Source organism: Bradyrhizobium sp. 1(2017) (genome assembly GCF_011602485.2).
Taxonomy (GTDB): Bacteria; Pseudomonadota; Alphaproteobacteria; order Rhizobiales; family Xanthobacteraceae; genus Bradyrhizobium.
In genome coordinates, this window is record NZ_CP050022.2 from 3937108 (window position 1) to 3962420 (window position 25313).

The 25313-nt window shown below is 64.6% G+C and carries 24 protein-coding genes; 13 read left to right on the top strand and 11 right to left on the bottom strand.

The features are described 5' to 3' along the window. The first annotated feature begins 11 nt into the window (after positions 1 to 11). The 5 genes from sufD to HAP40_RS18625 all read left to right on the top strand — a co-directional run bounded on the left by sufD (position 12) and on the right by HAP40_RS18625 (position 4006). A complete protein-coding gene (sufD, locus tag HAP40_RS18605) occupies positions 12 to 1316 on the top strand; it encodes a Fe-S cluster assembly protein SufD (protein WP_166816441.1) in 1305 nt (434 codons plus the stop codon). After that, the gene (locus HAP40_RS18610) at positions 1313 to 2560 is read left to right on the top strand and encodes a cysteine desulfurase (protein WP_166816440.1); all 1248 of its coding nucleotides are present in this window, start codon (positions 1313 to 1315) and stop codon (positions 2558 to 2560) included. The genes sufD and HAP40_RS18610 overlap by 4 nt, the downstream gene beginning before the upstream one ends. Next, on the top strand, positions 2557 to 2928 hold the full coding sequence (locus HAP40_RS18615; protein WP_008558582.1) for an SUF system Fe-S cluster assembly protein: 372 nt from the start codon (positions 2557 to 2559) through the stop codon (positions 2926 to 2928). The genes HAP40_RS18610 and HAP40_RS18615 overlap by 4 nt, the downstream gene beginning before the upstream one ends. A gap of 49 nt (positions 2929 to 2977) precedes the next feature. Then, positions 2978 to 3376: a HesB/IscA family protein gene (locus HAP40_RS18620; protein ID WP_166816439.1), complete on the top strand. Its 399-nt coding sequence runs from the start codon at positions 2978 to 2980 to the stop codon at positions 3374 to 3376. A gap of 183 nt (positions 3377 to 3559) precedes the next feature. After that, on the top strand, positions 3560 to 4006 hold the full coding sequence (locus HAP40_RS18625; protein WP_166816438.1) for a TfoX/Sxy family protein: 447 nt from the start codon (positions 3560 to 3562) through the stop codon (positions 4004 to 4006). Positions 4007 to 4072: 66 nt separating this feature from the next. On the opposite strand, the gene HAP40_RS18630 is transcribed toward HAP40_RS18625, so the two are convergent. From HAP40_RS18630 to HAP40_RS18640, 3 genes are all read right to left on the bottom strand, one after another. Next, a complete protein-coding gene (locus HAP40_RS18630) occupies positions 4073 to 5140 on the bottom strand; it encodes a GGDEF domain-containing protein (protein WP_166816437.1) in 1068 nt (355 codons plus the stop codon). A gap of 165 nt (positions 5141 to 5305) precedes the next feature. After that, positions 5306 to 6805 carry a DEAD/DEAH box helicase gene (locus tag HAP40_RS18635; RefSeq protein WP_166816436.1) on the bottom strand — a complete coding sequence of 500 codons (1500 nt, stop codon included), beginning with the start codon at positions 6803 to 6805 and terminating at the stop codon, positions 5306 to 5308. Positions 6806 to 7105: 300 nt separating this feature from the next. Next, a complete protein-coding gene (locus HAP40_RS18640; RefSeq protein ID WP_166816435.1) occupies positions 7106 to 8086 on the bottom strand; it encodes a helix-turn-helix transcriptional regulator in 981 nt (326 codons plus the stop codon). A 197-nt stretch (positions 8087 to 8283) separates the two neighbouring features. Here HAP40_RS18640 and HAP40_RS18645 point away from each other — a divergent pair, with 197 nt between their 5' ends. Next, positions 8284 to 9798, top strand: coding sequence for a caspase family protein (locus HAP40_RS18645; protein ID WP_166816434.1), 1515 nt, complete (start codon positions 8284 to 8286; stop codon positions 9796 to 9798). A gap of 179 nt (positions 9799 to 9977) precedes the next feature. Next, positions 9978 to 10193: a hypothetical protein gene (locus HAP40_RS18650; protein ID WP_166816433.1), complete on the top strand. Its 216-nt coding sequence runs from the start codon at positions 9978 to 9980 to the stop codon at positions 10191 to 10193. Positions 10194 to 10404: 211 nt separating this feature from the next. Here the strand turns inward: HAP40_RS18650 and HAP40_RS18655 are convergent, their stop codons facing one another. After that, positions 10405 to 10812, bottom strand: coding sequence for a hypothetical protein (locus HAP40_RS18655; protein WP_166816432.1), 408 nt, complete (start codon positions 10810 to 10812; stop codon positions 10405 to 10407). 601 nt (positions 10813 to 11413) lie between these two features. On the opposite strand from HAP40_RS18655, the gene HAP40_RS18660 reads away from it, so the two are divergent. Beyond that, entirely contained in the window at positions 11414 to 12661 is a 1248-nt protein-coding gene (locus HAP40_RS18660; RefSeq protein ID WP_208024938.1) for an FAD-dependent oxidoreductase, read from the top strand. A 179-nt stretch (positions 12662 to 12840) separates the two neighbouring features. Then, positions 12841 to 13614 carry an outer membrane protein gene (locus tag HAP40_RS18665; protein ID WP_166816431.1) on the top strand — a complete coding sequence of 258 codons (774 nt, stop codon included), beginning with the start codon at positions 12841 to 12843 and terminating at the stop codon, positions 13612 to 13614. A gap of 123 nt (positions 13615 to 13737) precedes the next feature. Here the strand turns inward: HAP40_RS18665 and HAP40_RS18670 are convergent, their stop codons facing one another. From HAP40_RS18670 to parE, 4 genes are all read right to left on the bottom strand, one after another. Further along, the gene (locus HAP40_RS18670; protein ID WP_166816430.1) at positions 13738 to 14508 is read right to left on the bottom strand and encodes an SDR family NAD(P)-dependent oxidoreductase; all 771 of its coding nucleotides are present in this window, start codon (positions 14506 to 14508) and stop codon (positions 13738 to 13740) included. 21 nt (positions 14509 to 14529) lie between these two features. Next, a complete protein-coding gene (locus tag HAP40_RS18675; RefSeq protein WP_166816429.1) occupies positions 14530 to 14721 on the bottom strand; it encodes a hypothetical protein in 192 nt (63 codons plus the stop codon). 294 nt (positions 14722 to 15015) lie between these two features. Beyond that, positions 15016 to 15798: an outer membrane protein gene (locus tag HAP40_RS18680; RefSeq protein WP_166816428.1), complete on the bottom strand. Its 783-nt coding sequence runs from the start codon at positions 15796 to 15798 to the stop codon at positions 15016 to 15018. A 472-nt stretch (positions 15799 to 16270) separates the two neighbouring features. Continuing rightward, entirely contained in the window at positions 16271 to 18319 is a 2049-nt protein-coding gene (gene parE, locus HAP40_RS18685; RefSeq protein WP_166816427.1) for a DNA topoisomerase IV subunit B, read from the bottom strand. A gap of 273 nt (positions 18320 to 18592) precedes the next feature. On the opposite strand from parE, the gene HAP40_RS18690 reads away from it, so the two are divergent. Continuing rightward, positions 18593 to 19123: a DedA family protein gene (locus HAP40_RS18690; RefSeq protein WP_166816426.1), complete on the top strand. Its 531-nt coding sequence runs from the start codon at positions 18593 to 18595 to the stop codon at positions 19121 to 19123. A 41-nt stretch (positions 19124 to 19164) separates the two neighbouring features. On the opposite strand, the gene HAP40_RS18695 is transcribed toward HAP40_RS18690, so the two are convergent. After that, on the bottom strand, positions 19165 to 20166 hold the full coding sequence (locus tag HAP40_RS18695) for an MBL fold metallo-hydrolase (protein ID WP_166816425.1): 1002 nt from the start codon (positions 20164 to 20166) through the stop codon (positions 19165 to 19167). A gap of 390 nt (positions 20167 to 20556) precedes the next feature. On the opposite strand from HAP40_RS18695, the gene HAP40_RS18700 reads away from it, so the two are divergent. Then, complete coding sequence (locus HAP40_RS18700) at positions 20557 to 21222, top strand: FMN-binding negative transcriptional regulator (protein ID WP_166816424.1); 666 nt, start codon at positions 20557 to 20559, stop codon at positions 21220 to 21222. Further along, positions 21219 to 22202: an N-acetyl-gamma-glutamyl-phosphate reductase gene (argC, locus tag HAP40_RS18705; protein WP_166816423.1), complete on the top strand. Its 984-nt coding sequence runs from the start codon at positions 21219 to 21221 to the stop codon at positions 22200 to 22202. The genes HAP40_RS18700 and argC overlap by 4 nt, the downstream gene beginning before the upstream one ends. A 114-nt stretch (positions 22203 to 22316) precedes the next feature. On the opposite strand, the gene HAP40_RS18710 is transcribed toward argC, so the two are convergent. Beyond that, positions 22317 to 22715, bottom strand: coding sequence for an MAPEG family protein (locus tag HAP40_RS18710; RefSeq protein ID WP_166816422.1), 399 nt, complete (start codon positions 22713 to 22715; stop codon positions 22317 to 22319). Between the two features lie 68 nt (positions 22716 to 22783). Then, positions 22784 to 24601 carry a PHA/PHB synthase family protein gene (locus HAP40_RS18715; protein ID WP_166816421.1) on the bottom strand — a complete coding sequence of 606 codons (1818 nt, stop codon included), beginning with the start codon at positions 24599 to 24601 and terminating at the stop codon, positions 22784 to 22786. A gap of 253 nt (positions 24602 to 24854) precedes the next feature. Here HAP40_RS18715 and HAP40_RS18720 point away from each other — a divergent pair, with 253 nt between their 5' ends. Then, positions 24855 to 25130: a hypothetical protein gene (locus tag HAP40_RS18720; RefSeq protein WP_166816420.1), complete on the top strand. Its 276-nt coding sequence runs from the start codon at positions 24855 to 24857 to the stop codon at positions 25128 to 25130. The last annotated feature ends 183 nt before the right edge of the window (positions 25131 to 25313 follow it).

Below are 25313 nucleotides of genomic sequence, written 5' to 3' on the forward strand. Positions count from 1 at the left end.
GATTGGTTGCAATGAACGTTGCTGTGGCAAAGACCGGAGGTAGCCGCGCAGTGAGCGATCTCTTCGCCAGCGCCGAAGGCCGGCTGCCGGGTTCGCCCGAAGTGATCGCGGCGCGCCGCGAGGCATTCGAGACCTATGAGCGTCTCGGCCTGCCGCACCGCCGGATCGAGGAATGGAAATACACCGATCTGCGTGCGCTGGTCGGCGAGGTGCTGCCGCTGGCAGCCGCGCCCGAGGCGGCGGCGCTGAAGCGGGCCGCGGACGCGGTGAAGGCGCATGGGATTGCAGGCGCCCGCAAGCTGGTGCTGGTCGACGGTGTGTTCGTGGCGGATCTCTCCGACGTCAAGGCGCTTGCCTCCGAGGCAGGCTTCAAGACGCTGCGTGAAATGTTGCAGAAGGACGCCGGTCTGCTGAAGACCGCGGCCACCGATGCCGTGATCGCGCTGAACGCCGCAATGGCGACCGACGGCGTCGTGCTGTCGATCGCTGACGGCGCGCAGCTGTCCGCGCCGATCCAGATCATCCACATCGCGACCGCCGCCGCGGCATCGGCATTCACCCGATCGCAGGTCGCGATCGGGAAGGGCGCTCGCGCCACCATTGTCGAGAGCTTCGTTGCCGCCGGCGCTGCGGCCTACCAGGTCAACGACGCCGTGCTGGTGTCAGTCGGCGACAACGCCGATGTCGCGCATATCCGCCTGATGGACGATGCGCCCGATGCGGTGAACGTCTCGTCGCACTTCGTCACCGTCGGCGCCAGCGTGAAGCTCAATTTCTTCAACATGACGACCGGCGCTGCGGTCAGCCGCCTGCAGGGCTTCATCACGCTGGCGGGCGAGGGCAGCGAGCTCTCGGCCAACGGCGTCAACCTGCTGCAGAAGACCGAGCATGGCGACACCACGCTGGTGGTCGACCATGCCGTGCCGAACTGCGTCAGCCGCGAGACGTTCCGCGCCGTGATCGACGATCGCGCCCATTCGGTGTTCCAGGGCCGCATCATCGTGCGCCCGGACGCGCAGAAGACCGATGGCAAGATGATGACCCGGGCGCTGCTGCTCTCGGACGAAGCCGAGGCCGACAACAAGCCCGAGCTCGAAATCTTCGCCGACGACGTCTCCTGCGGCCATGGTGCCACCGCCGGCGCGCTCGACGACAGCCTCTTGTTCTATTTGAAGGCGCGCGGCCTGCCGGAGAAGCAGGCCCAGGCGTTGCTGATCCAGGCCTTCGTCGGCGAGGCGATCGAGCAGATCGTCGATGACGGCTTGCGCGAGCACGTGATCGGCATCGCCGAGCGCTGGCTGGAGCGGCGCCAATGAGCACACATCCGGCAGTCAAGAACGGCGCCTATGACGTTGCGCGCGTGCGGGCGGATTTTCCGGCGCTGGCGATGCAGGTCTACGGCAAGAACCTGGTCTATCTCGACAACGCCGCCTCGGCGCAGAAGCCGAGCGCCGTGCTCGACCGCATGACACAGGCTTATCAGTCCGAATACGCCAACGTGCATCGCGGCCTGCATTACCTCGCCAATGCCGCGACCGAAGCCTATGAGGGCGGCCGCGCCAAGGTGGCGCAGTTCATCAACGCGGCTCGCACCGAGGAAGTGATCTTCACCCGCAACGCGACCGAGGCCATCAATCTGGTTGCCTCGTCCTGGGGCGGGCCGAACGTCCAAGACGGCGACGAGATCGTCATCTCGATCATGGAGCACCACTCGAACATCGTGCCCTGGCATTTCCTCAGGGAACGTCAGGGTGCCGTGATCAAATGGGCGCCGGTCGATGACGAGGGCAATTTCCTCATCGACGAGTTCGAGAAGCTGCTGACCGCCAAGACCAAGCTGGTCGCGATCACGCAGATGTCGAACGCGCTTGGCACCATCGTGCCGATCAAGGACGTCGTCAAAATCGCCCACGCCCGCGGCATTCCGGTGCTGGTCGACGGCAGCCAGGGCGCGGTGCATCTGCCGGTCGACGTCCAGGATCTCGGCTGCGACTTCTACGTCTTCACCGGCCACAAGGTTTATGGACCGACCGGCATCGGCGTGCTCTGGGCCAAGTACGACCACCTCGTCGCGATGCGTCCCTTCAATGGCGGTGGCGAGATGATCCGCGAGGTCTCCCGCGACTTCATCACTTACGGCGATCCCCCGCACAAGTTCGAGGCGGGCACGCCTGCGATCGTCGAGGCGGTCGGGCTTGGCGCCGCCATCGACTACGTCAACTCGATCGGCAAGGAGCGCATCGCCGCGCACGAGGCCGATCTCACGGCCTACGCCCAGGAGAAGCTGCGCGAGATCAACTCGCTCCGGCTGATCGGCACGGCGCGCGGCAAGGGGCCCGTGATCTCCTTCGAGCTCAAGGGCGCACATGCCCATGACGTCGCCACCGTGATCGACCGCCAGGGCATCGCGGTGCGCGCCGGCACCCATTGCGTGATGCCGCTTTTAGAGCGGTTCAACGTGACCGCGACGTGCCGGGCCTCGTTCGGCATGTATAATACGCGGGAAGAAGTCGATCATCTGGCACAGGCGCTTCTGAAGGCGCGGGATTTGTTCGCATGAGTGACACGGCCGAAATCAAAGCCAATCCGATGGAGACTCAATCGGCGCTGCCGCCGGAGGAGACCGAGCGTCTGACCACCGAGATCATCGCAGGCCTCAAGACCGTGTTCGATCCGGAGATCCCGGCCGACATCTACGAGCTCGGCCTGATCTACAAGGTCGAGATCAAGGACGACCGCTCGGTCGACGTCCAGATGACGCTGACGACGCCGAACTGCCCGGCCGCCGGCGAGCTGCCGACCATGGTCGAGAACGCGGTCGCCAGCGTCCCCGGCGTCGGCGTGGTCGACGTCAAGGTGGTCTGGGAGCCGCCGTGGTCGCCCGAGCGCATGAGCGACGAGGCCCGCCTCGTCCTCAACATGTGGTGACGGTCTCAGCTCGCATTGAATTCGCTTCGCAACGGACCACATAGATAACATGACCCAGGCAACACCAGCTTCGACACCAAAGCCCCGGCGACCGCGCCCGCAGGTGATGCGGCTGACGGATGCCGCCGCGCAGCGGATCACCGAGCTGACCCAGCGCGCCGATTCCGAGATCGTGGGCCTGCGCGTCGGTGTGAAGAACGGCGGCTGTGCCGGCCAGTCCTACACCGTCGAATACGCCCACGAGATCCGCCCGACCGACGAAGTCGTCGAGGACAAGGGCGTCAAGATCCTGGTCGATCCCAAGGCCGTGCTGTTCCTGCTCGGCACCGAGATGGACTACAAGGCCGACAAGATGCAGGCCCAGTTCGTCTTCAACAACCCCAACCAGATCTCCGCCTGCGGCTGCGGCGAGTCCGTCGAACTGCGGCCGGCGAAGGTTGACGGGTAGTTTCGGCTTTATCGTTTCACGCCGCCGTCGTCCCGGCGAACGCCGGGACCCATACCGCGTGATCTCTCGGTGATGGGCAGTGCGCGTACCGACACTGGCGTGTCTGCCAGTCTTCGCTAAACTCCTCCCTGTGGCTATGGGTCCCCGCTTTCGCGGGGACGACGTCGGGGAGACAGTTGGGCCATGGACCGCGACTTCCTCAGCGACCTGTTCGGCGATTTCGGCCCCGTCACCATCCGCAAGATGTTCTCCGGCTACGGCATCTCCGCCGACGGCGTCAACTTCGCGCTGTCCTTGCGCGCGGGACTGTTCTTTCGCGCTGACGAGACGACCATCCCGGATTTCGAAGCGGAAGGCTCGAAGCCGTTCCAGTATTCGACCCGCGCCAAGATCGTCACCGTGAACTCCTATTGGCAGTTGCCTGCGCGGCTGTTCGACGATTCCGAGGAGCTTGTGCAATGGGCGAGGGCCGCGCTCGCCGCCGCGCAGCGTGCCAAGGTGAAGAAGCGGCCTAAAGCAAAGAAGGCGGCGAAGACGCCTGTTGCAAAGAAGCGGCCGGTCAAGAGGGCAGCCCGGACAACAGCGCGTAGGGTGGGCAAAGCGAAGCGTGCCCACCGTTCAAGAGCGTGATGCATGAGGGATGGTGGGCACGATGCTGCGCGCCGTTGCCCACCCTACGAGATTTGCTTCCGAAGCCTAGGCCACGCGGTTGTGCGTCTCGACCGCGTATTCCGGATCGACTTCGCAGATCACGCGGTTGCGGCCGTTGCGCTTGGCGGCGTAGAGGCAGGCGTCTGCACGCTCGATCAGCGCGTCGGTGTCGTCGCCCTGCTTGAGCAGGGAGACGCCGACGGAGATGGTGACGCGGCCGAGGATCTCGCCGGTGGACTTCTTCTTCAATTCCTTCGCCATCACGGCGCGGCGGATGTTATCGGCGACCGTGAGGGCCTGGCGCAGCGCCGTGTTGGGCAGCACGACGGCGAATTCCTCGCCGCCGTAGCGCGCGGTGATGTCCTGGCCCTTGATGGTCTGCTTCAGCGACAGGCCGACGAGCCGCAGCACCTGGTCGCCGGTGAGGTGGCCGTAGGAATCGTTGAACGACTTGAAGTGATCGATGTCGAACAGCAGCAGCGACAGCGGCTCGCCGGAGGCGAGCGCGCTTTGCACGGCCATGCCGATCATGCGGTCGAAATATTTGCGGTTGCCGAGGCCCGTGAGCGGATCGGTCAGGCTCTCGGCGCGGATCGCCTCCAGGCTCTGCTGCAGATTGCTGATCTCGTTCTTCGACAGCGTCAGGCGACCTTCGAGCGCCTTGTTGGCCTCGCGCATCTCGCTGGTCGAACGCAGCAGCGCCTCGACGATGGACTTGATCTGGTCGCGGCTCTTGGCCGACGACAGCCTTTCGGTCGCACCGGACAGGCTGGCATCGTAAGCGCCGCTCATCCCGAGCGCATCGCCGAGAACCTTCATCACGTCGTCGATCTCGCCGATGACGCGCGCGCCGACCTTGTCGATGCGGTCGGTGGTCTTGATGTGGGAGAGATAGGTCTCGTAGATCTGCTCGAGATCGGCTTCGGTCAGCTTGCCGTTGCGCGCCAGCGTCTCGTTGATGATCTTGTTGAGCGGAGCGTTGTAGCCCGTCGCGTAGACGTACCAGATCTCGTAATTGCGGGGAATTGCCGTCTGCCGAAGCGATCTGATCTGACCGAGCGCTACTTCGGCGAACGCCATCGTGCGTTCGTGTTCGTCGAGCACCTTGACCACTGAACATACCCCACGGCGGTCGGTGCGCACTCGACCGCGGCAATGCTTAAATTATGTTCGTAGGCTAACGGACGATCGTGAACACCCCGTAAATATACGTTCACGATTGCGTCTAAAAAGTTGCGCCGCGGGTTTGCTCAACCGAAACCCGGAGCGCCTCACGCGTCAAGCACCGGCGGGGGAGCGGACCGGCCGCAGCAGGAATGCCGGAAGATGCGAGTGATCGCCCGGCTCGGCGTCTGCTTCGCGTTGCCGGCGCGGCTCTGGACGGCCGATCGACGGGACATGCGATGCATTGGCTTGCTGGCGGGCGCCGCGACGCGGCTCGGGCCCACGCTTCGATTCGGAGGCTTGTCTGGGTTCGGCGACTTGCCTTGCCTCGGACGAATGCCTTGCCTCGCCGCGCGGCTCGTGGCTGCGCTCGCGGTCGTGACCGCGTCGCTCGCCGCGCTGCGTCTTGCCGCGTCCACCGCGCGAACGTTCACGGCCGCGCTGCTCGCGCGGACGCTCGGTCCCGTCGGCAGCCTCGGAGTTGACCTCGTAGTCGCCCTCGGCGCGCGGAATGCTCTGGCCGATCAGCTTCTCGATCGCCACCATCGACTTCTGGTCGAGTGGCGTCACGATCGAGATCGCAGTGCCGGTGCGGCCGGCGCGGCCGGTGCGGCCGATGCGGTGCACGTAGTCGTCGGCGTGATGGGGCACGTCGAAATTGAAGACGTGGCTGACCTCGGGAATGTCGAGGCCGCGTGCGGCGACGTCGGAGGCCACCAGCAGCGGCAGTTCGCCCTTGCGGAACTGATCGAGCGCCGCCATGCGGGCCGGCTGGTCCATGTCGCCGTGCAGGGCGCCGACGCTGAAGCCGTGCTTCTGGAGCGATTTGTGAACGATGGCGACTTCGCGCTTGCGATTGCAGAAGATGATCGCGTTCTTGAGGTCCTTGGCTTCGCGCAGCAGGCGGCGAAGCAGCTCGCGCTTCTCATGCGCCTCGCGTCCGGCGGGCACCTGGGCCTGCGTCACGGTCACGGCGGTGGTGGCGGGGCGGGAGACCTCGACCTTCTGCGGATTGTGCAGGAAGGCCTCGGTGATGCGCCGGATCTCCGGCGGCATGGTCGCGGTGAAGAACAGGGTCTGCCGCGTGAACGGGACGAGCTTGCAGATGCGCTCGATGTCGGGGATGAAGCCCATGTCCAGCATGCGGTCGGCTTCGTCGATGACGAGCAGCTCGACGCCGGTGAGCAGCAGACCGCCGCGCTCGGTGTGGTCGAGCAGGCGGCCCGGCGTTGCGATCAGCACGTCGACGCCGCGCATCAGCTTGGCATCCTGATCGCCGAAGGAGACGCCGCCGATCAGGAGCGCGACGTTGAGTTTCTGGCCGGCGCCGTAGCGGTCGAAGTTCTCCTTGACCTGGGCCGCGAGCTCGCGGGTCGGCTCGAGGATCAGCGTGCGCGGCATGCGGGCGCGGGCACGGCCTTTTTCGAGGATGGTGAGCATCGGCAGCACGAAGGCCGCGGTCTTGCCGGTGCCGGTCTGGGCGATGCCGAGCACGTCCTTGCGTGCGAGGACGTGGGGGATCGCCTGTTCCTGAATGGGGGTGGGGTTGGTGTAACCGGTGGCCGCCACTGCGGCGAGGACTTTTTCGGACAGTCCGAGATCTGAAAAGGACATTGAGCCTCTGGTCGAAACCGCCGTTCGGAATCGAGGGTAATAAGGCTGTCGCGTTCCACCCCGAAACGGCGCGCTCTCAAAGAAGCTGGGGGTGCTGACTCACGCGAACAAAGCGCCAGGCTCAGGAATCGCTCTTCGATCTGAGCCGCGTCGCCACGGAACATAGGCAGGAATCGGCCAAAGTCAATGGAGCGGGCGCGGGAAGACCCTAAAAAACCTGAGGTTTTTGCCCAAATCACGGGCGCGGCTAGGTTTTCTGCTCACGCCCCGGGTTCGGCCGGAGGCCGACCGAGCGACGACCTAATGCCCCTCCGGGCCCTGGGCCCGGAAATCACCGGGGGCCATGCCATAGGCGGCGTTGAAGACGCGGTAGTAGGTCGCCAGGCTCTCGAAGCCGCAGGAGGTCGCGATGTCGGCGATCAGCCGTTCCGGCGCCTCGCGCATCAGGCGGCGGCTCTGTTTCAGGCGCTCGTCGGTCACGGTCTGCGAGAAGCTCTTCTCCGCGGTCTCGAACAGGATATGCAGGTGACGTACGGATACGCCCAGCAGGTCGGCCACCATGACCGGTGCCAAATTGGGGTCCTGCAGATGGCGCGCGATCAGGCGCCGGGCCTGGGAGAGGCGGGCAGTCCGCAGCGCGGCCTGTCCGCGCCGGCTGCCGGGCCGCAGGATGCCGCGCTCGATCAGCGCCAGATGGGCCAGAGCCTGGACGAGGGAGGCCTGGACGAGCGAAGCGCCACCGGAGGCGCCCTCATCGTCCGCGGCAGCCTCGCCGAGATCGGCGAAGCAGGCGCCGAGAAGGGGCGCCAAGCCGGGATCGCCGAACGTGCGCGGGGCAAGCTCGCGCATGCGCTTGTCCTGCCCCGGAATGCTGCTCACCGGGATCTTCAGGATCCGCAGATGGAAGCCGCCAGCGCCGAGCGGCGCGGTGCGGTAGGGCAGGTCGGTGTGGCTGGTGGCGAAGCTGCCATCGGCGATCGAAAAGTCGCTTCCGCGCATTCCGCCGAACCAGCCGCCGGTGCCGAGCTGCTGGTAGACGCAGATCGCGTCGCCGGGTGCGTAGGCGATGTCGGATGCGCTGCGTTCGACCGAATAATGCGAGGCCTTCAGCTCGACGAGGCCAGCGTCGCCAAGCCGCTGCAGCGAGAATTCGCCGAAGAAATCAGCGCGTCGTTCGCGCTCGAGTTCGGCGGTGACGCCGAACAATCCCTTGGCGCGCACCTCGCGCCAATAGTCGAAGCGGTCGTGCGGCTCGACCTCGTCGGTACACCAGCGGTACACGGCAGCCCCCTTCAACGGAATACGCCAGAAAAAAGCAGATTCCGCCGGACTCTGCCATAGGTCATTGATGGTATCCGGGAACGAAAGGCTCTTGAACCGTCCTTGCGCTTGGCTCGACTATCACACAGCGGCAGGGGTTCCATGAACGATCGTTCGAGGGACCAGCATGGGCCGCCATGCAACGGGATATGATTGCGATGACGCGTCGGCTTTTCAGAATTCTGGCGGCCCTTGGCCTCGCGGCGGGCCTGAGCGGCTTCGCGGTTCCCGCACATGCCGAAAAGCGCGTCGCGCTCGTCGTCGGCAACAACGATTACAGGAACGTGCCGAAACTGCTCAAGGCGGTCAACGACGCCCGCACCATGGGCGATACGCTGAGGCAGCTCGGCTTCTCGGTGATGCTCGCCGAGAACCAGAACCGGCAGCAATTCTCCGAGACGCTGCTCGCCTTCGACAAGGCGATCGAGCCCGGCGATACCGCGTTCTTCTTCTATGCCGGCCACGGCTTCGAGATCATGGGCCAGAACTATCTGCTGCCGACCGATGTGCCGGCGGCGACCGAAGGACAGGAAGAGCTGGTGCGAGACGCCTCGATCCTCGCCGACCGCATCGTCGAGCGCCTCCAGAACAAGAAAGCGCGGACCTCGATCCTGGTGTTCGACGCCTGCCGCAACAATCCGTTCGAGCGCAAGGGCACCCGTGCGGTCGCCGGCGGCGGCGGGCTTGCGCCGATGACGCAATTGCCCGAAGGCGTGTTCTCGGTGTTCTCGGCAGGGCCCCGCCAGACCGCGCTCGATCGCCTGTCCAACGACGACGCCAATCCCAACTCGGTGTTCACGCGCACCTTCGCCAAGGAGCTGCTCAAGCCCGGCGAGAACCTCGTGCAGGTGGCGCAGCGCACCCGCCGCGCCGTCAGCGAGCTGGCCGATACCGTGAAGCACAGGCAGGTGCCCGTCTATTTCGACCAGATGGTCGACGACGTGTTCCTCGGCGGCCTCGCCAAGGATGCGGTCGCGAGGTCCGACGATCCGCCGCCCACGAAGCTCGCGGCGCTGCCGCCGGTCTCCGTGCCGCAGCTCCCGAAGGAGGAGGCCACCAACGCGCCGATCGCGAGCTTCTCGCGGCACAATGGCGGCTGGAGCGTGGTGTTCTCCTTCGCCGACCCGACGCTCGGCATTTCCTGGCGCATGGCCGGCAAGAGTGAGTTCCGCGAGACCGGCTTCATCGACACGCTCGATCCGCGCACGCGCAAGCGGATGCCGAATCCGTCGATCGAATTGCCGCCGGATGCTGCGGCCGGCACCATCGAGGTCCGCTATGTCGACCAGTCCGGCGACATGCAGGGCCCGTTCCCGATCAGGTTCGATCCCGAGGCCGCGCTGATCCGCGACCAGCGCAAGATCCTCGACATGACCGCGACGAGCTGGCTGTCGTTCCGCGAGTTCAACGGCCTGCTGGTCTACTACACCCATCTCGTGTCCTACCGCTGCGCCATCCGTGAGGTCCGCATCGGCATCGACAGCGCCGTGCCCAACCAGGTGCTGAAGATGCCGCCCTGCGACATGCGCGACCCCAGCGCGGTCAGCGCCGGCATGCCGCTCTACATGAAGCTCGCACCAAGCACGCAGACCGTGTCGGTGGAGCTGACCTATCGCGACGGCAGCGTCTCCGAGATCAAAAGCTTTCGCAGCGCCAACCGCAGCAATAATTGAGGTTCCGCGGCCGCGGCTGCCTCGTCTGTCAGTCGACGCAAGGCGCGTTGCCGTTATGAACCGTGGGTCCGGGAAGTGCCGCAGCAACAGTTTGTGAAAATTCCCATTAACATATTTTAATTCATTTAATGCATTTAAGGATTTTAATATCGCATTCCGACTCGCTACTGGAGGCCGCCATGTCAGCATCAGATGATGACCGTCGCGAATTCCTGAAGACCTGTGGAAAGTTCGCGGCCGTGACTCCTCCAACCCTGGCCGTTCTGCTGTCCACCTCCCTCACATCGGGTGCGATTGCGCACTCCGGTGGAGGCGCGATCTACAAAGGCAACAATGGCAAGGGCAACGGCGGGGGTGATGGAAGCCCCAACGGGAAGACCGACATAGGCCGCTGAATCGGTAGCGACAGCGGCACGCTGGAACGCTCCGTGACTTAGCAAGTTTCCCGATGCCCATCCCCAAGGGCAAATCGGCTGCCTTCCCCCCAAGGTAGCTTGAGCAGGCCCCGACTCTCTACCCCTGGAGTTGGGGCCTTTTGCTGGCGGGGCATTCCGCACTTGCCAGACACCTGACCGGACGTGGACGGGTATCGAACCGGCCAGACGATCAGCGCGCGCGAAGCTCAAGGGGGAGCGCGTTGGCCATGCCGCGAAAGCACTCTTGCTTCCAGTGCGCCGACCGCGCGGCCTGCGATCTCCGAGGCCATGCGATCGGTTGCGTTCGGTCCCGGTGGTCGTCGTCCTCACTGTCGTGACGTTGGCCATTCGGCAGAGTGCCTGAGCTCGACAGCCAGATTGCATCCGAGGTGTCGAGCAACCGCCTTCGTTCGTACGCGCTGAAGGCGTTGTAGTCGTCAACGATCCGCTGCGCCGACGGCTTGAGCGCCGTCCGATTGAAGGCTTGTTCGTTCTCCCAAGAAGAGCAGGCGTTCGTTCGCCGCTGGAGAAGGAACAACTCCTTCTGACTTGGATTGTCCACCAAACCAGGGAGGCAACCCATGATCCGCAACTCCATCCTCGTGACCATCGCTTGTGCGGCTCTTTCGACCGCTGCCTTTGCTCAAGGGGGCGGTGGTGGCGGAGGCGGCGGTGGTGCAGGAGGTGGCGCGGGTGCGGGCGCGGCGGCGGGTGCAGGGACGGGTACCGGTGGCGGCAGCGCGGGATCTGCGGGCTCATCGGGTGCCGGAATGGGCACGTCGTCCAGCAGCGCCAATTCCGGGCCGTCGGGTCCTTCCGGCATGGGGATACGTGGTACGACAACGGGCTCCAACGTGAACACCAGCACCAATACCGGCCCGATCAATTCGAACGCTCAAACGCCAACTACCGCCGGCAAGACTCCATCAGCAGCGCAAGCCGAGCGAAACATGGGTGTTGGCCATGCTCCCAATGGGTTGCCGATCGGCAGTCCGGGCACCGGGACCAGCAACGAGGATCAGAAATAATCTGGTCCGTCTTCAGGCGAGGCCCGCGCTCTGCGGGCCTCTTGCTGTCTTGCGGCCCTGGGCTGCTGCGAACCGGGGGCCTTGCCGCAAATTGAGACTGCCTTCGACCTGAATCACGCTAGTATCGTCCGCCATATCTCGATCGACAATCACAGGCGGATCGCGGCTGCAATGACGTCCGACCAACAATCTGACAGTGCCATGAAGGTCCGCTGCTGCATCGTCGGCGGTGGGCCAGCCGGCATGATGCTCGGCTATCTCCTGGGGCGCGCCGGCATCGATGTCGTGGTGCTGGAGAGGCATGCGGATTTCTTTCGCGATTTCCGCGGCGACACCGTGCATCCCTCGACGCTTGAGGTGATGGACGAGCTCGGCCTGATCGACGGCTTCCTGAAGCTGCCGCACCAGCGCTTGCAGAAGATGGACGGCCTGTTCGGCGGCACGCCGGTGCGCATCGCCGATCTCAGCCGGCTCCATACCAAGTACCCTTTCATCGCCTTCATGCCGCAATGGGACTTCCTGAACTATCTGCGTGAGGCCGGCCGACGCTTTGCCTCGCTCAAGGTGATGATGAGCACGGAGGCGATCGATCTGATCCGCCGCGGCGAGACGATCGCCGGCGTGCGGGCGAAGACGCCCGACGGCATCATCGACATCGAGGCCGACCTCACCATTGCCTGTGACGGCCGGCATTCGACGGTGCGCGAGCGCGCCGGCCTCGAGGTCGAGGAGATCGGCGCACCGATGGACGTGCTGTGGTTCCGCGCCGGCCGCAGACCCGACGAAACCGAGAACGTGTTCGCGCGGGTCGAGCCCGGCAAGATGATGATCACCTTCGACCGCGGCGACTATTGGCAATGCGCCTATGTCATCGCCAAGGGGCAGCATGATGCGGTGAAGGCGAGGGGGCTGGCAGCGCTGCTCGACGACGTCGTGCGCATGGCGCCGATCCTTCGATCGGGCATCGCGGAGGTGAAGAGCTTTGACGACATCAAGCTGCTCACCGTCGCGATCAACCGCCTGACGCGCTGGACGCGGCCGGGCCTGCTGTGCATCGGCGATGCCGCGCATGCGATGTCGCCGATCGGCGGCGTCGGCGTCAATCTGGCGGTGCAGGACGCGGTCGCGACCGCAAACCTGTTGGCGGACAAGCTGCAGCACGGTTGCCCATCGGAGGATGAGCTCGACGCCGTGCGGCGCCGGCGCGAATTCCCGGTGAAGATGACGCAGCGAATGCAGGTCGTCGTGCAGAACAACATCATCAGCGGCGCCTTGCAGGGCGGTGACCGACCGTTGAAGGTGCCCCTGATCGTGCGCCTGATCACCGCGCTGCCGTGGCTCCAGGGCATACCGGCCCGCCTGCTTGCGCTCGGCGTGCGGCCCGAGCACGTGCAGTCGAAAGCTGCGTCGTCTTCGTAGCGCGAGACTTACCCAGGGATAACGTCGCGTTAAATTGCGTGCGATGCGTTGCGTGCGCGCAACAGCGCGAACGGATTCAGGAATCGCTGCGCGCCGATCCGTCGCGTTAACCGTGTTGATTTCAATTTTAGTAAGAGCCCTCTGTGACCGTGCGCCCATCTGAGGACACGGGGTGTACCATGCGTAATAAATTGATTGCCGCCTTCGCCTGCACGACCGCTCTGGTTTCGACCGGCGCTGCTTCCGCCGCCGATCTCGGCGCGCGTTACACAAAGGCGCCTGCCTATGTCGAGCCGCTGTTCAACTGGACCGGTTTCTATGTCGGCGGCCATATCGGTGGCGCGTGGACCAACGAGCAGTTCATCAACAACGGGACCGGCGCGCCGTTCGGCGACCTTTCGCCGGGCGAAGGCTTCCGTCACCGCAAGTCGGGCATCATGGGCGGCGCCCAGATCGGCTACAACTGGCAGGCCAACAATTACGTGTTCGGCATGGAAGGCACGATCTCCGGCCTCGACAACAAGGGCTCGTTCACGAACACAGTGTTTGGCGTCGGCCTCGACGATCAATTCAGCTGGCGCGCCAATGTGCTCGCGACGATCGTCGGCCGTGCGGGCTTCGCGGTGCAGAACAACCTGTTCTACATCAAGGGCGGCTATGCCGGCGTGAACAATCGTCTGTCGGTGATCGACAACGTGGCGAACCCGACGACGGGCTCCGGCGGCCAGACCCATTGGCACAACGGCTGGACCGTCGGCGCCGGCTGGGAATACGGCATCACCCGCAACTGGATCGTCGGCCTCGAATACAATTACGCGGCCTTCGCCAGCCAGACCTATCAGCTCGGCGGCATCTCGGGTAACTACACCTTCGATACCAAGCCGCGTGACATCCAGTGGGCCGTCGTGCGCGCGAGCTACAAGTTCGACGCGCCGGCCATCTCCCGCTACTGAGCACGTCAACGAACGACCAAGCAAAAACGATCACTGCCAAATTCAAAAGCCCCGGCTTCCACCGGGGCTTCCTTTTTGCGTGCAGTGTTGTCTTGCGGCGCAGCCCTGTGGTGCAGGTCTGCCTCAGGCCATGACCGAGAAGCCGCCATCGACGGGAATCGCGGTGCCCGTGACGAAGTTCGACGCGGGCGAGGCGAGGAACACGGCGATGCCGGCGAAGTCGTCGATGTCGCCCCAACGCCCCGCGGGCGTGCGCGCCAGCACGCGCTCGTGCAGACCGGACACCTGCTGCCGCGCGCCGCGGGTGAGATCGGTGTCGATCCAGCCCGGCAGGATGGCGTTGACCTGAATGTTGTCGGGTGCCCAGGCGTTGGCGCAGGCGCGCGTGTACTGCACGATGCCGCCCTTGCTCGCCGCATAGGCGGTCGCGAAGCTCGCGCCGAAGATCGACATCATCGAGCCGATATTGATCACCTTGCCGTTGCCGGAGGCCTTCAGCGCCGGATAGGCCAGCTTTGAGCACACGAAGGCGCTGGTGAGGTTGGTGTCGATCACCTTGTTCCACTCGTCGAGCTCGAGCTCGTGCGGGGGCTTGCGGATGCTCATGCCTGCGTTGTTGATCAGGATGTCGATCCGGCCGAGATCCCGCACGACACGGTCGATCATGGCCGCAACCGCGGCCTTGTCGGTGACGTCGGTGGTGATGGCGATCGCCTTCACGCCGCGCTGCCTGAGATCGGCCACGGCGGCGGCGGACTTGGTCTCGTTGCGTCCGACCACGGCGATATCGGCGCCGGCGTCGGCGAGTCCGTGCGCCAGGCCGAGCCCGATTCCGCCATTGCCTCCCGTGACGATCGCGACCTTGCCGCGGAGATCGAACCGGTTCGATGTCATGTTCTTATTCCCTGGTTTCTTCTATTGGTTGCTCTGCCAGATCAGCACCAGCCCGAAACCGGCCATGGCTGCGCCATAGCCTGCCCATTGCAGCTGGTCGACCATGAAGCTCGATCGCGGCCAGGCAACCGTGCCGGTTCCCTGTCCGATCCAGAGCAGCCCGATGGCAGTCGCAAACAGCCCTGCTACAAGCAGAAATCTGCGCGCATGCATTCCTCCCATCGGTCCGCTTCTGTCGCGATGCGGCATGAACGATACCGCGGATCGCGAAAACTTGGCGCCACAGTAACCGTAGCTTCGGTGCGGACACAATGGTGCACCGGCACAAGCTGCCGGCGGGGAGGGGCGGGCGTCTCTGGAGGCCGTCGAGGCTGCGAGGCCGATTGGCGGTGATCGAATCCCGTTCACCGATGCAGACGAGGTGTCGTAGGCCGGCATCAGCCGCGGGGCCTCATAACGAAAAAGCCCCGGCGATGCCGGGGCTTTGACGTTTGACCTAAGGTTCGATCAGTAGCGACCGACAGCCGGGCCGGTCCAGTTGAAGCGGTAGACCAGCGAGGTCGAGATCGTCTGGTTCCAGCTGTTGGCGCGGACGCTGTTGATGGTCGGGAGGTCGCCGATATCAGTGTTAATGGACTGAGTCTTCTGGTCGTAGAAGGCCGAACGGTACTCGGTCTTCATGAACCAGCCCGGCGAAGCGATGCCGAAGATGTTCAGGCTGTTCTCGACACCGCCGCCGACGAACCAGCCGTGGCGATCATAACCATTGAGGTGAACACCGGCAGGCACGCCGGCGAGATCGGTGAGGTTGGTGCGGCCGAAGTGAGCGCCGGAGTAACCGCCGTTGACGTAGGAGAGAACGTTCGGGGCGACCAGCCAGCCGAGGCGGATACCAGCGGCCCAAGAGGTTTCCAGCTTCTGGCTGCCAGTGAGGTTGAAGATCGGGTCCTGGATGGTGGACCGGATGCTGCCGAACTGACCGTCGGCGAACACACCGGCGACCCAGGTGCCGCTGAACTGCCAATCGTAACCGGCGCCGACGGTGCCGAACCAGCCGGAGCCGCCCTGGCGCTGCGTGATCGTCAGCGGGATGCCGGTGGCCGTATCCACGAGGCTCTGGTCGGCATTCGAGAGGCCGCCGCCGCCGCCGCCGAACACGTAGAAGCCAGTCCAGTTGGCAACCGGCGCGGGAGCCGGGGCCTTCACGTAGGGGCGGGCGCCAAGGTCAGCGGCCGAGGCCGAACCGGTCATCGCCGCAACCGCGGTCAGAGCGAGCAAAGTCTTCTTCATTTCAAAATCCCCAACCTTGGTCTGTCGTCGTGGGCGCGAGCGCGCTGAAGTACGTGTCATCTGATGTCCGGACTATAGATGGTTCTCGCCGAAATGCTGTTGCAGGGCAGGCACAGTCGCCGGAAAACGCCCGGTCGCAGCGGTCCGGGTCGCTATTGCCGAAATCGAGAATAGTGACGAATTATCAATGTGTTATGCCGTTCACTGCAGGTTGGTTTTTGGTAACCTCTCGTTAGCAAATGCGGCATTGTCCGAAATGGAGGCGCCCCTGCCTTAGCTTTCGCCCCCGTGAGTCGCTGGCCGAGTCGCTGCGAGCGCGGAGAATCGATCAGCGTCCCCCGGAGCGCGGGCCGTCGGAGAATCATCGGCAAGAGCTTTGTGGTCCTCAAAAACGAAAGAGCCCCGGCGGTCGGGCCGGGGCTCTTGATGGGACGCGGCAGCGCCCGAGGCTGGAAGCGGAAGGCCAGGCGGCTCAGACGTCCAGCAGCTCCTCGCTGGCAAATTCGGCCTTGTCCGAGATGAAGGTGAACCGAGCCTCGGCCTTGGTGCCCATCAACCGCTCCACCGAATCCGCCGTCGTGTCGCGGTCGTCGGCGAGCAACACCACCTTGAGCAGCGTTCGCCTGCTCGGGTCCATTGTGGTTTCCTTGAGCTGCGCCGGCATCATCTCGCCGAGGCCTTTGAAGCGGTTCACCTCGACCTTGGCGTTGGCGTTGAACTCGCTCTTGAGCAGCGCCTCCTTGTGGGCGTCGTCGCGGGCGTAGACCGACTTCGAGCCATGCGTCAGCTTGTAGAGCGGTGGCACAGCGAGGAAGAGGTGGCCCTCGTCGATCAGCCGCGGCATCTGCCGGTAGAAGAAGGTGATCAGGAGTGAGGCGATGTGGGCGCCGTCGACGTCCGCGTCGGTCATGATGATGATGCGCTGATAGCGCAGATCCTCTTCGCGGTAATGCGCGAGCTGGCCGCAGCCGATCGCCTGCACGAGATCGGAGAGCTGGGCATTGGCCGTCAGCTTGTCCTTGCCGGCGGAGGCCACGTTGAGGATCTTGCCGCGCAGCGGCAGCACCGCCTGGGTTTTGCGGTCGCGCGCCTGCTTGGCGCTGCCGCCGGCCGAGTCGCCCTCGACGATGAAGAGCTCGGAGCCTTCGGTGCCCGCGTCGGTGCAGTCGGCGAGCTTGCCGGGCAGGCGCAGCTTCTTGCCGGCCGTCTTGCGCGCCGTCTCTTTTTCCTGGCGGCGGCGCAGCCGCTCCTCGGCGCGATCGATCACGAAGTCGAGCAGCCTGTTGGCCTGGTTCGGATTACCCGACAGCCAATGGTCGAACGGATCCTTCATCGCCTGCTCGACGATGCGCTGCGCTTCGGCGGTGGCGAGACGATCCTTGGTCTGGCCCTGGAATTCAGGCTCGCGCACGAACACCGAGAGCATCACGGCCGCACCCACCATCACGTCTTCCGACGTGATGGACGAGGCGCGCTTGCCCTGGCCGACGCGTTCGGCGTGGTCCTTCAGACCGCGCAGCAGCGCGCTCCGCAGGCCGGATTCGTGCGTGCCGCCGTCGGGCGTGGGCACGGTGTTGGTGTAGGACGAGAGGAAGCCGTCCGCATCCGCGGTCCAGGCCACCGCCCATTCGCAGGCGCCGTGCGCGCCGTTGCGCCCCGATTTGCCCGAGAAGATGTCGGGATGCACCAGCGTGTCGGCGTGGATGGCCGCGGCGAGATAATCCTTGAGACCGCCGGGGAAGTGGAACGTCGCCTCCGCGGGCACGTCCTCGACGCCCTTGAGCAGCTCGGGCGCGCAATTCCAGCGGATCTCGACGCCGCCGAACAGGTAGGCCTTCGACCGCGTCATCTTGAACAGGCGCTGCGGCTTGAACGCGGCCTTGGCGCCGAAGATGTCGGTGTCGGGCTTGAAGCGCACCCGCGTGCCGCGGCGGTTGTTGACCTTGCCGAGATCTTCGAGCTTGCCCTTGGGATGGCCGCGCTCGAACGTCATGCGATGCAGCTTCTGGCCGCGCGCGACCTCGACCTCGAGACGCGAGGAGAGGGCGTTCACCACGGAGATGCCGACGCCGTGCAGACCGCCCGAGGTTTCGTAGACCTTGGAGTCGAACTTGCCGCCCGAATGCAGCGTGCACATGATGACTTCGAGCGCCGACTTCTTCGGGAATTTCGGATGCGGATCGATCGGGATGCCGCGGCCGTTGTCGGTCACGGTCAGGAACCCGTCCGCGCTCAACTCCACACCGATGAACGTCGCGTGCCCCGCCAGCGCCTCGTCCATGGAGTTGTCGATGACTTCGGCGAAGAGGTGATGCAGCGCCTTCTCATCGGTGCCGCCGATATACATGCCGGGCCGGCGCCGCACCGGTTCCAGGCCTTCGAGCACCTCGATGTCGGCGGCCGTGTAGTCGGCTTCTCCGCCGCTTCCGCGCGAGGCTGACTTGGCGGCGGGCGCGGGGGACTTTTGCTCGTCGGCGCCGAACAGGTCGTTTTTCGCTTTGGTTTTCAACTGCTTGGACATATATCTTGATGCGTTTTGAGGGCCGCATTTGCGGCGAATCGGTCAGGCCGACTATGCCACTTCTGGCTTGGAAAGGTTACCGCAGGGCGGGCCGGCGTGGTGGGGTTGAGAGCCAATCCCGGCGATTTTACGCCGCACTCCTGCCAATTCCCGGCAATTTGACGTCCCGGCCCACCCGGGACGGAGCTTTGTGACTTGATGTCACACAAGCCCTTGGCTTACCAGTCCTTTTCATCGAGCAGCACCTTGAGAGGGCGGGAAGGCTAATCTGGAATGGAGCAGTATGCGCACGCCCTGGCCGACTTCGTGCGCGCTCATCAGGCCTGGGCGGCTCCCATCGTGTTCGTGCTCGCCTTCGGAGAGTCGCTGGCCTTCATCTCGCTGCTGGTACCGGCCTGGGGCGCGCTGGTGGGGATCGGTGCGCTGATTGGGGCGAGCGGCATCGACTTCTTTCCGGTCTGGATCGCCGGCGGCCTCGGTGCGGCGCTGGGCGACTGGGTCTCCTACTGGTTCGGCTTCCGCTACAAGGAGAGGGTCGCCCAGATGTGGCCGCTCTCGCGCTATCCGGAACTCCTGCCCAAGGGCGAGGCCTTCGTGCGGAGCTGGGGCGTGCCCAGCATCTTCATCGGCCGTTTTTTCGGCCCCTTGCGCGCCTCGGTGCCGCTCGCGGCCGGCATCTTCGAGATGCCCTACTGGAGCTTCCAGATCGCCAATTTCGTCTCGGCGCTGATCTGGTCGGCGGCGCTGCTGCTGTTCGGCGACGTGATCGCGAGGCTGATGGAATGGATCTGGCGCCTGATCTGACCGGGCGGTGAGGCCGCCCGGTCAGGGGCGCCGGGCCCAGTCTAAAGCGAGGCGTTCCAGATCGACGGGATCCAGCGGTAGCCGGAGCCATCCTTTTCCTTCTCGACGCGGACGAGGCCGGGGAAGGCGGCATGGAACGCCTGGATCGGCATCTTCTCGGCGATCGCCATGTCGTACAGCTTGCGCCGGGTCGCCTGGGCCAGCGGCTTGTCGACATCGGACGCAATGTTCCATTCGGGATGCTTGACGAACAGGAACGCCGCGCCTGCGGTGATGTCGACTTGCACCAGCACCTTCTCCGCGCCGGATGCAACGACGAAGGAGGTGTGGCCCGGAGTGTGGCCGGGGCTCGCGAGCGCGGTGATGCCGGGCGCGACCTCCTTGCCGGAATCGTATTGCGTGACCTTGCGGCCGAGCGCGTCGAACACGCGGCGGATGTTCTTGAAGTTGTTCTCGAGGATGGGATTGCCCATCCCTTTGCTCATCTCGCCGTCGTCCATCCAGAACTTCCACTCCGTCGCCGGCACCATGATCTCGGCATTCGGGAAGGCAGGCTTGTTCTCGGCTGCCAGCAGGCCGTTGATGTGGTCGCCGTGGAAGTGGGAGATGACGACGGTGTCGACCGTTGCGCGGTCGATGCCGGCCGCCGCGAGGTTGTTCTGGAATTGGCCGACCTTGCCCTTGGTCTGCGCGAACTGGTCGGGTCCGAGACCGGTGTCGATGACGACGAGCTTCGGTCCGGTATTGACGACGACAGGGTTGAACGTGTGGGTGACCTTGTCGGTCGGTAGGTGGTGTTCGGCGAAGACCTTGTTGATGTCGTCCTTGCTGGCGCCGGCTGCGTAATTGTCGGTCAGATTGACGGTTGCAACGCCGTCGCAGACCACCGTGACCTGGTGGGTGCCGACATTGTAGCGATAAAAGCTCGCATTCTGCTTGTCGGCCAGGGGCGCGGCGGCATGCGCGGGCGAGGTCTTGACGAAAGGCAGGAGCGCCGAGGCGGCGGCGCCGGCTAACGTTGCGCGACGGGTAATCTCGGTCATGGCGTTGTCCTGGGGCTGGTTATGAAAGCTTGGACCGGCGGGGGGTGTGGCGCGTCGGTCTCTCTCTGGAACCCCCATTGCTAATCGAAATTCCGCGGCAGCCCGATGACATCTGGGCGGCATCCTGCCGTCGCGCGGTGCGGCATCCTGCCGTCGCGCCGGACCGATTTGCACTTGACGATGGAACCTGTCGGCCTTATAGCCGCGCGCCATGATCAACGCCGCGACCATTCTGTTCGCCCGTCGCCGCCGCCGCATCTCAGCGGTTTGGGCGGTCGATCGCGTTTGAGATCATCGTCTTTGCCGCTGGATCCGATCCGCGGCATGCTCTCTCCTGTCAGTGCGATCTGATCCGGCGGCTCCCCCGAGGAGGCCCAGCAGGAGACCACGATGTATACGCCACCCTTTTTCAAGCAGGATCGCGCCGCGAGCCTGAAATTCGCCGAGGAGCGCGGCTTCGGCACCATGTGCGCCTTCGATGGCCACAAGCCAGTCGCTTCCCCGCTGCCGTTCTATCTGACCTACGCCGCTGACGGCACGCCGCAGGCCGCCTTTCATGTCGCCCGTCACAATCCGCTGCTAAGGCTTGCGGGCGGTGATGCGTCCTGGCTGCTCGCAGTCAACGGTCCCGATGCCTATGTGTCGCCGGACTGGTACGTCTCGCCCGATCAGGTGCCGACCTGGCTCTACCAGTCGGTGCATCTCAGCGGCCCGGTGCGGCTGCTGTCGGACGATGAGCTGGCGGTGCAGATCGACACGCTCAGCGACAAGTTCGAGCACTGGCTGCTGCCGAAAAAGCCGTGGACCTCGGCGAAGATGACGGCGGGCCGGCTGGCGACGATGAAGAAGGCGATCGTGGGACTGGTGATGACGGTCGAGGAGGTTGAAGGCAGCTTCAAGCTGAACCAGCACAAGTCCGACGCCGACTATGCAGCGATCGCCAATGCCCTCGGCGGCGGCGATGCCGACGCCAAGCAGATCTCACATTTGATGCGGCAGGCAAGGCCGCAGGTTTTTGCAGACGACACGAACATGCTCGAAGGGAGCGCACCATGAGCCTCGCTGACACCACCAAAGCCCCGACCACCGGCGCGGCGAAGAAGCCCGCAACCGTCTTCGTCGACGGCGGCTCCGGCACCACCGGGCTCGGCATCAACGAGCGGCTGAAGCTGCAAGTCGATGTCGCGGTGAAGACCATTGCCGACGACAAGCGCAAGGACCCCGCGGCCAAGAAGGCGCTGATGGAGGAGGTGGATCTCGTCATCCTCTGCCTGCCCGACGATGCCGCGAAGGAAACCGTGGCGCTCGTCGACAGCATGGGCGCCGGGGGGCCGAAGGTGCTGGACGCCTCCACCGCCTACCGGGTCGCGCCCGACTGGGCCTACGGCTTCCCCGAACTGACGGCTGACCAGGCCGGCAAGATCAAGGCCGCGAAAAAGGTCTCCAACCCGGGCTGCTATCCGACCGGCGCGATCGCGCTGCTGCGGCCGATCGTCGATGCCGGTCTGCTGCCATCAGACTATCCCGTCACCGTCAACGCTGTGAGCGGCTATTCCGGCGGCGGCAAGTCGATGATCGCGAGCTTTGAAGACGGCAGCGCGCCGTCCTTCGAGCTCTACGGCCTCGGCTTCGAGCACAAGCATCTGCCGGAGATGCAGCTCTATTCGAACCTGACGCGGCGGCCGATCTTCATTCCTTCGGTCGGCAACTACCGGCAGGGCATGCTGGTGTCGGTTCCGCTCCAGCTCGATGCGCTGCCCGGCAAGCCCGGCGGCGCCGATCTCCAGGCTGCGCTGGCAAAGCGGTACGCCGGCTCGAAATACGTCAAGGTGATGCCGCTCCAGAACGAGGCGACCAAGGGCGGCCGGCTCGAGCCGGAAGCGCTGAACGAGACCAATATGCTCGAGCTCTACGTCTTCGCCAGCGACAAATATCACCAGGCCTTGCTGGTCGCCCGGCTCGACAATCTCGGCAAGGGCGCCTCGGGTGCGGCCGTGCAGAACATGCGGCTGATGCTGGGCCTGCCGGAGGAGTAGGCGAAACTCCATCCTCCGTCATTGCGAGCGAAGCGAAGCAATCCAGAACTCCCGCGGGGAGGTAGCCTCGATTGCTTCGTCGCAAGAGCTCCGCGCAATGACGGCGGAGGGGCGTCAAAATACTCTGAAGATCGCCAGCGCCAGCACGGCCTGGGCGAGGAAGCCGACGGTGAAGGCGAGGGTGCGGAACACCGGGATGCCGATCGCGTAGACGATCAGATGCGCGACCCGGGACCAGAAATACACGGCGCAGGCGAGCACGGTCCATTTGCTGGAATAGTCGATCGCGTTCAGGATCAGCACCAGCGGCGCGAAGATCACGAGGTTCTCGACCGCGTTGTCGTGCGCGAACATGAGGCGGTTGGCCCATTCGGCCTGCGGCTTGTCGTTGCGCGAGGGATTGGCCATGGCGCCGCCGAGGCCGCGCACCTGACAGCGGTTGATGATGTAGGGGACCCAGAGAATGCCGGTCAGGATCACCGTCAGTGTCAGCCAGAACAATTCGCGCGTCATAGTCCGGTCCCCCTCTGTCGTCGCTGCTGCGTTGAGTGCGAGTCTATACAGGAGCGCGGCAGAGTCCGCTATGCGCGAACCCTGACGTAGCTGCCGGGCGCATCCTCGATCGGGGGCAGCTCGTCGCTGCCCACGCTGCGCGCCGGGACCTCTTCTGGATCGAGCTCGCCCAGCCATCTGCGCCAGTCCGGCCACCACGAGCCCTTGTGCTCCACGGCGTCCTTCATCCACTGCGCGACGTTGGCTTCCTTGATGTTGTCATTGGTCCAATACTGATACTTGTTCGAGGCCGGCGGATTGACCACGCCGGCGATATGGCCGGAGCCGGAAAGCACGTATTTCACCGGGCCGCCGAAGAACTGCGAGCCGTACAGCACCGATTCCGCCGGCGCGATGTGGTCCTCGCGGGTGGCGAGGTTGTAGACGGGCACCTTGACCTTGGAGAGATCGAGCAGCGTATTGTCGAGCACCAACGTGCCGGTCGAGAGCCGGTTCTCCAGATAGCAGTTGCGCAGGTAATAGGAGTGGTTCGCCTGCGTCATGCGCGTCGCATCGGAATTCCAGTGCAACAGGTCGAAGGCGCTCGGCTGCTGGCCCTTCAGATAATTGCTGACGACGTAGGACCAGATCAGGTCGTTGGAGCGGAGCATGTTGAATGCCATCGCCATCTTCGAGCCTTCGAGCACGCCGGCCGCCTTCATGTCCTGCTCCAGCGCTGCGATCTGCTCCTCGTCGACGAAGACGAGGAGATCGCCGGCATGGGTGAAGTCGACCTGCGCCGCGAAGAACGTCGCGGATGCCACGCGCTGGCGGCGCTTCTCGGCGAGCCAGGCCAGCGTGGTCGCGAGCATCGTGCCGCCGACGCAATAGCCGGCGGTGTGCACCTTCATCTCGCCGGTGAGCTTCTCGATCACGTCCATCGCCGTGAGCGGGCCTTCCTTCATGTAGTCTTCCCAGCTCTTGTTGCCGAGCCGCTTGTCGGGATTGACCCATGAGATCACGAACACGGTGATGCCCTGGTCGACGCACCACTTGATGTAGGATTTCTCCGGCTTGAGATCGAGGATGTAGAACTTGTTGATCCATGGCGGCACGATCAGGAGCGGGGTGCGCAGCACCGTCTCCGTGGTCGGCGAATATTGGATCAGCTGCATCATCTCGTTCTGGTAGATCACCTTGCCGGGCGTCGTCGCCATGTTGACGCCGACGACGAGATTGTCGGGGTTGGACTGGCGGATCTTCAGCATGCCCTTGCCGGCCCCGATGTCCTCGGCCAGCATCTTCAGCCCGCGCGCGAGGTTCTCGCCGCTGGACGCCACCGTCTCGCGCAGCACCTCCGGATTGGTCAGTACGAAGTTGGACGGCGAGAGCGCATTGGTGACCTGCTGGACGTAGAACTCGGCCTTGCGACGCGTGTGCGGATCGAGGTCGGCATCGCGCACCAGCTCCTGCGCCCATTTGGTCGTGAGCAAATAGAGCTGCATCACGAAATCGAAGAACTGGTTCGACTTCCATTCCGGATCGGCAAAGCGCTTGTCGCGCGGCGAGGGCGCAATCGCGGGCTCCACGCTCTGGCCGGCCATGCGGCGCGCCGCCGAGCCCCACAGGTCGAGATAATCCTTGGCAAGCTTGGTCTGGAGATCGGAGGAGCGAGACGTGTCCGACAGCCAGTATTGGGCGACCGAGGTGAAAGTCTTGACGACCTCGGCCAGCTCGGCCGGCGGGCGATCCTGCACCTCGCCGCTCTCGCGCGGCTTGAGATAGGCGGCGAGCGCCTTGCCGCCGCTCTCCATCGCCCGCGCGACATTCATCGCGAAGGCTTCGGCATCGAATTTCGACTCGAGCTTGCTGCCGGATTTGGGCGTGTCGGTTGGGACTGTAGTCATGCTCAGAACAGTAACGATTCATTCCGTATTCGTCACCGCGAAGCTCGCATGTTTGGCGTTAAACACTCTCGAAGATGTGTTGCAGTGCGATAAATTTTTCCGGTTCCGTCACAATCGAGCCGCACCGCTCGGCTTGGTAGCGCCGGGCTATTTTGTCGCTCACGCCATTTGGGCAGCAATGGTTTGAGCTTGGGCGCGGTCTTGGGTAATGTTGCCCGGGGCCGTGCTTTGGGACGAGTAGGGGATTTCCCAAGTGTTGGCGTTGTGGGACCTGCAAAAAACGCTGCCGATCGGCGGCGCGCTGTTGATCGCGGCGCTCGTTCTGGGCGGCTGCTCGAGCCAGCTCGCGGACATGACACCCGCGGATGCGCAGGCGCATCCCAGGGAGCCCGGCAGCTATCTGCCGGTGCATGATCTGCCGCCGGATCGCGATCAGGCGGTCATCCCGCCGGACCAGCGCGCCAAGATCGAGGCCGAGCTCGCCGCTGCGCGCGATCGCCAGGCCGTCGCTGCCAAGGACGCCAAGTGAGGTTAAGTGAGCTTGACGCCAAGCTTGGGCCAGGCCCGGCGACGTGAGCCGGAGCGAGCGGGATGGTGCAAGGTAATCGCTGGCGCCCCCGTCTTGCCGTGCTAAAAGACCTCAGTTCAGCCGAGAGTCAGGGCGAACGACTTCAGTCCTCATCGCCGAATATTGCTCTAAGTATTTGAATTT